4 protein-coding genes, 2 tRNA genes and 1 pseudogene are annotated in these 6,135 nt (G+C 45.0%); 6 read left to right on the top strand and 1 reads right to left on the bottom strand.

Going from position 1 to position 6,135, the window contains the following annotated elements; translation table 11 throughout:
- Positions 1-59 precede the first annotated feature (59 nt).
- The 5 genes and pseudogenes from APA_RS05620 to APA_RS05600 all read left to right on the top strand — a co-directional run.
- Positions 60-451 (top strand): annotated as a pseudogene (locus tag APA_RS05620) (IS1 family transposase); the annotation flags it as partial.
- Positions 452-933: 482 nt separating this feature from the next.
- Positions 934-1,057 (top strand) — tRNA-OTHER (locus APA_RS05615).
- Positions 1,058-1,252: 195 nt separating this feature from the next.
- Positions 1,253-1,390: transfer RNA gene (locus tag APA_RS05610), tRNA-OTHER, on the top strand.
- A 66-nt stretch (positions 1,391-1,456) separates the two neighbouring features.
- Positions 1,457-3,061 carry a TROVE domain-containing protein gene (locus APA_RS05605; protein ID WP_201321328.1) on the top strand — a complete coding sequence of 535 codons (1,605 nt, stop codon included), beginning with the start codon at positions 1,457-1,459 and terminating at the stop codon, positions 3,059-3,061.
- Between the two features lie 256 nt (positions 3,062-3,317).
- Positions 3,318-3,647: a hypothetical protein gene (locus tag APA_RS05600; protein ID WP_201321327.1), complete on the top strand. Its 330-nt coding sequence runs from the start codon at positions 3,318-3,320 to the stop codon at positions 3,645-3,647.
- Between the two features lie 68 nt (positions 3,648-3,715).
- Here APA_RS05600 and APA_RS05595 read toward each other — a convergent pair whose 3' ends face one another.
- Complete coding sequence (locus APA_RS05595) at positions 3,716-5,092, bottom strand: NAD(P)/FAD-dependent oxidoreductase (protein ID WP_201321326.1); 1,377 nt, start codon at positions 5,090-5,092, stop codon at positions 3,716-3,718.
- Positions 5,093-5,301: 209 nt separating this feature from the next.
- Between APA_RS05595 and APA_RS05590 the strand changes: the two genes are divergently transcribed.
- Complete coding sequence (locus tag APA_RS05590; protein ID WP_374101346.1) at positions 5,302-6,042, top strand: Uma2 family endonuclease; 741 nt, start codon at positions 5,302-5,304, stop codon at positions 6,040-6,042.
- The last annotated feature ends 93 nt before the right edge of the window (positions 6,043-6,135 follow it).

Raw genomic sequence — 6,135 nt, 5'->3', positions numbered from 1 at the left:
GGCACTGGTCAGTTAAGACGTGAGATGTAAAATAAAGAGGCAGAGTCAAGGAGAAAGGCATGGAATGTCCACACTGCCAAAACCAAAAGATAGTCAAGAATGGCAAGGATTGCCACCAAGACGGCAAAGCTATCCAGAATTATTTATGCAAAGGATGCAGCAAACGGTTCAACGAACGAACAGGAACCGCAATGTCAAGGCTGAGAACGCCAGCAAATGTGGTTTCCTTTGCACTCAAGATGAGGACAGAGGGGATGAGAATCAGAGCCAGTGGAAGAGTGCTAGAAAAATACCACACAAGTATCATGAGATGGGAGCAAAAATTAGCATCCCAGTCACAGCAATGGAGTCCCCCTGCCCCAGCAGGAGCAGATATAACAGTCGAGGGAGATGAGGTTTACACTCGCGTTGGCGAGAACCTCCCCCCTCAGAGTCAAAAGGATGGACAGTAATTAGTTCACAACTGGGTGAGACCTCATGTGGGCTTAGGGAAAAACAAGACTCCAGCTATGGCGATCGGACTATATCATCGACCGATCGCCATAGCTGGAGTTGCTATCATTGCGAGGCTTTACTTCCCTCACGTCTTAACCGACCAGTGCCAAAAAAATTAGCTAAATAAATTTGCGATCGCTATTGCATTCTTGTAGTGCATGTAGTATAAATGTAGTACGATGTAGTTCAAGCGCGTAGAACGCCTAACCTGATTGATGTTACAAGTACTACTTGAGTAATTGTGTAGCAATTGGGAAAGGAGATGCAGCCTCGCGAACTGCTGAATTCCTTTATGCACTGACTTGCCTATATGGGCTGAAGCATTCAGGGTTATTGCTCCAGATAGGTGCTGCTTGTTCGCAGGTGGCATCTATTCACAAATCAAACCTTCTAATAACTGTAATTTCGCCTACGGCGAAATTACAATTCGCTAAATATTGACGGGTAGCTCAGTGGTAGAGCATTGAAAACATCCTTTTTCGTCACTTACCTGCAAAGGTCGCAGATTTAGGGTTATCGCCTGAAACGCCAAGTGTCGAGGGTTCGAGTCCCTCTCCGTCAATTGGGAGTTTATCCCAAATCTTGGGGTGGATAGTTCAACTGGTAGAACACACTTTTACCCGCAAGGGACGCAGACTTAAGGTTATCGCTTCTAACGATCCCCCCCTTTATGTCGCGAGATGTGGGTTCGAGTCCCATTCCACCCACTCTAAAAGCTTTTAGCTTATAGCGCTTAGCTTTTAGTTGTTCAAATTCTCGGCAGGTGGCGAAAATTGGTAACCGCACTTGATTTAATGCCTTTATGGGAACCCTTGTCTGTAAAGACCGAACTGTAGAGGGTTATCTAGGATCAAGCGATCGCAAGATCTTGTAGGTTCGAGTCCTACTCTGCCGATTCCTTCTCTTTGGTCGAGGCGAAGGAAGTTCTCTTTAACTTTTCCCTTACGGGACGGAGAATGTCATGTCTTATAAATTCTTATTCCAGAAACCCACTGGTACTCCTCAAACCCAAGCGATCGCAGGTCGTGAAGCCGAAATGATCCAAGGGCGATCGGGTGGCTTTGCCTTTGATGCGGGTATCTGGCGCATGTTGCGGCGTTGCTTGCTGATTGGTACGTCTCAAAGCACCTACTACGCGGGCAAACACGAACTGTCCGCTGATTTCATCGATACAGTGCAGATGTGTGTTGCAGAAGATGCCGATCGCGCGAAGAGCGAAATTCTCTATGCTAGCGATGGTCGTGCGGTGAATAACAGCGCTCCCATTCTGGCTCTAGTCTTGCTATCAATGGGTGATAGCCAAGCAGCGAAACGGAACTTCATGGAAATCTTTCCCCAAGTTGTCCGCACGGGTAGCCACTTCTATGAATGGATGAACTACACCAAGTCCATGCGTGGCTTCGGGAAAGTCATTCGGGAAAGCGGTAAGGCATGGCTCTCCAATCCCGACACCAAGGCGCTCGCCTATCAATTGCTGAAGTACCAACAACGGCAAGGCTTCTCGCACCGTGATGCGTTGCGTTTGTTTCATGTTAAGCCTGAAACTGACGATCAACAAGCGCTCTATCAATGGGTGGTCAAGGGTTGGGATGAACTTCCGACCCAATTTCCATCGGATGCTCTGGCGCAAATCTGGTGGTATGAATGGCTGAAGCGTCACCCTGACAAGACCCATGAAGCGATCGCGAAGGGTAAACTCACCCATGAAATGGCGGCTCCCATCGGACAGATGGATGTGCGTGCATGGCAGTTGCTCTTTAACGAAATGCCCATCGGTGCGCTATTGCGGAACCTTGGTTCTTTGACCGAACTTGGTGTCTTGACTGCAAAAAACAAGGATAACTTGAAGCGTGTTGCCAATGTATTAAACAATCGTGATCGCCTGAAGAAAGGACGCATTCACCCCATTGACGTTTTGAAAGCTCTCAAGACCTATCAGTCGGGTGGTGCGCTCGGACGCAGCCAAAAGACTTGGGAAGCAATTCCTCGCATTGTCGATATTCTAGAAACTGCTCTGGAAATGTCCTTCGATGCGATCGCGCCTACAGGTGCGACTTTCCTCCATGCGATCGATGTGTCGGGTTCGATGGCTTACTACACTGTCAGTTCCATTGGCTTGACCTGCTGCGAAATTGCGGCAACGATGGCTTTAGCGACTGTGAAGGCGGAAACCAACTATGCGATTCGTGGGTTTGCGACCGACTTCCGCGATTTGGGAATCACGAAAAAAGATTCCTTCACATCGGCAATGCAGAAAGCATCGAACCAAAACTTCGGTGGTACGGATGCGTCGGTGGCATACGATTGGGCGATTAAGAATAAGTTCTATGCGGATGTGTTCTGCTTCTGGACTGATTCGGAATCTTGGGCAGGTCGTCGTCATCCTAGCGAAGCCTTGGCTGAATATCGCCGCAAGGTGAACGCTAATGCGAAGGCAATCTATGTGACCTTGTCTCCCTATCAACTCTCGCTAGTCGATCCCAAAGATCCAAATTCTTGGGATATGGGAGGTTTCGATCCCGCTATGCCCCGTGCAATCCAAATGGTAGCAATGGGTGAAGTCTAAACAAATAGAGGAGGTGCTTAGCACCTCCTCTATTTGTTTAAGAAAATATTTGACAAGTCTGTGTATTTAGCTAAAATTAATTTTATGAAGAGACTTTAGCTAATCAAAGGATTAAGTCTTAATTTTTGTGATTACATTAAAGGTTAAGGTTTTGGGAATAAAAAGCCTATCTTTAGATAGATGTCTAGATTCATTTTATTGTCTATCTTACAAAAGTAGATTATCCACTATAAAAGTGAGATAAGGGGGGAATGTTATGCTTTCAAAATCAATTGAAGAAAAAGTTAAGAGAAATATTGCAGAATCTCGTTCACGGGCTAATAAAGAGATTCCGAATATTGGGCTTAACGGACAAGATGCATTTATTGCTCTAGCCTATATCTCAGCAGCCGAAGACATAGCTAGAAGAAAGTTTGATTTTGAATGGATTTCTCCTAGAGGACTTAGACGTTGTGATGTTGATGTCAATCTAGGATGCAATCTATTCGCTGAATCCTTAAATCAATACAGTCAAGGAAATAGTGAGTTTATTGGGAATGACCTTAAAAAAGCTCTAAAATATATAGCTCGCTTGTTTATGAAGTAATTTATTTCATGGATAGATTACTTTAGATTACTAAAATCCACTGCCTACAATTGGTCAGTGGATTTTAGTTAGGCAACCTCGGCTGGTTCCCTTGTTTCTAGAGAAAGCCCACCTGCACGGATTCCTTCCATTTCTTCTAATACTTGCAAGTATCTACCAGTGATAATTCTCGCGCCGCGACGATGGGTGAAGTAGTTCCATCCCCATTGGATCATTACAATCAGTTTATTGTCAAATTCAATCAGATAGTAAACATGCACAAATGTCCAGATAAACCATGCTAGCCAACCTTTGAGGCGCAAGAACTTGAAGTCTACAACCGCTTCATGACGACCAATTACGGCGAGGCTGCCAAAATCTAGATACTTGAATTTTGCAGTTTCCTTTTGCTGTACCCTCGCCTCGATATGATGAGCGACATATTCACCCTGCTGCATGGCAACGGGCGCAACTCCCGGAAGTGGGCGATCGCCTTGGTGTGGATAATTTGCTAAGTCACCGATGACATAGATATTGGGATAACTAGCGATTGACATATCAGGCTGGACAACCACGCGACCAACTCGATCTAATTCGGCATTAACGCGATCTCCTAATACTTTACCCATTGGTGAAGCCTTCACACCCGCTGCCCAGAGAATGGTTTGTGCCTTAATTTGCTCCACTTGATCGCCACATTTGAGGGTAACGACATGCTCTTCGATGTTGGTAACCATGGCGCTAGTCTTGACTTCTACGCCCAATTTAATCAGGGACTGCTTCGCTGCTTCTGAGAGATCGGCATGGTATGGAGGCAATACGCGATCGGTTCCTTCAATTAAGATGATTCGCGCTTTCTTGGTATCAATATTCGTAAATTCATCACTGAGCGTGCGATGGGCAAGCTCGGCTAAGGTTCCCGCAAGTTCTACGCCTGTTGGCCCCCCACCGATGACTACGAAGTTCATCAATGCCTCTTTAAACTTGGGGTCATGGGTCTTTTCGGCTGCTTCAAAGGCGCTCAGAATGCGGCGACGCATATTAATCGCATCTTCAATGGTTTTTAATCCAGGGGCTTGCTCTGACCATTGATCGTTACCAAAGTAATGGTGACTGACTCCCGTGGCAACGATCAGCGAGTCATAGCTTATATCTAAGTGATTTTTTAATTTAACTACCTGCGCTTGGGGATCGATATCTAGCACTTCGCCCATAACGACGCTGGTATTTTTGTTTTCGGCGAGGACTGCCCGCAATGGTGAGGCGATATCGGCGGGGGAGAGGCTGCCTGTGGCGACTTGGTAAAGTAGCGGCTGGAAGAGGTGAAAGTTACGTTTATCGATGAGGGTGACTTTAACGGGAACCTTTGATTTACCTAGCTTTTGGGCGGCATATAGTCCCCCAAACCCACCGCCAATAATAACAACATGATGTGGTGTGCTTTCATTTTGAGTACTTAGAGACATGGCAAGTTTTTAAGTTGGGTGTGATGTTTTTGCTGGTGGCATCTTTAAAAAATTATTATATATGTAAATAAAAATATCTTTTTGTATCTTTTTATTTTGAATGACAATTACCTAAAAGACTCTGACTAGCGCATCAATATCCTATAAGCTTTAGCAATCGACATATTTTGATTATGTTAAAGTTAAATAATGTGTATCTCGGTATTGCGATGGAAAGTACTCAAACACTTGTGCCAACAGCTAACCCAAATGTAGTTAAATTAGCCAACATCAACATCCCTGATCATACTCAACTACCAGAGTCTGATGGTACTTTCGTGAAGAATTTTCAAGAACATCCGCAAAGCATTGTTTTAACGAGTTCCATCGAACCGATTTTACAGAAACTACATCCCGATGGACGCTATTGTATTGGTCAAGATAGTGGTATTTATTGGCGGATAACCGAGCCTCCAGAAAAGGGAGCCGAAGCACCTGATTGGTTTTATGTCCCCAATGTACCACCACTTCTGGATGGAGAGTTTCGGCGTTCCTATGTATTGTGGAAAGAATTTGTTGTTCCTTTAATTGCGATTGAGTTTGTATCTGGTAGTGGTAAGGAAGAGAGAGACTATACATCCCCTCATGAAGGTGAAAAAGCAGGAAAGTTCTGGGTTTACGAGCAGGCGATCGGTATTCCTTTTTATGTCATTTTTGAGGCTAGTAAAGCTTTAATTGAGGTCTATCACCTAATTGATCGCAGGTATGTAAAAATGCAACCTAATGATCGCGGACATTATTCAATTGCTCCAATGGGAGTAGAGATCGGACTTAAACAGGAATCTGGTTTGTATTGGTTACGTTGGTGGAACGAGTCGGGTAATTTGTTGCTCACAGGTGACGAACGAGCTGCGAAGGCTGAGGCGTTATTACAAAAATACCGCGATCGCTTCGGAGATATCTCTGAATAATCAAAAAGGCGATCGCTGAGCAAGCAAAATTAATTTCGCAACAGGAGCGTCAGGAGAAAGAAAAACTTGCCGCATATCTGCAATCGCTTGGCA

This window comes from Pseudanabaena sp. lw0831, assembly GCF_016584665.1.
Taxonomy (GTDB): domain Bacteria; phylum Cyanobacteriota; class Cyanobacteriia; order Pseudanabaenales; family Pseudanabaenaceae; genus Pseudanabaena.
Note: the sequence above shows the minus strand (reverse complement) of the source record. Positions and strands in the feature narration are given on the sequence as shown.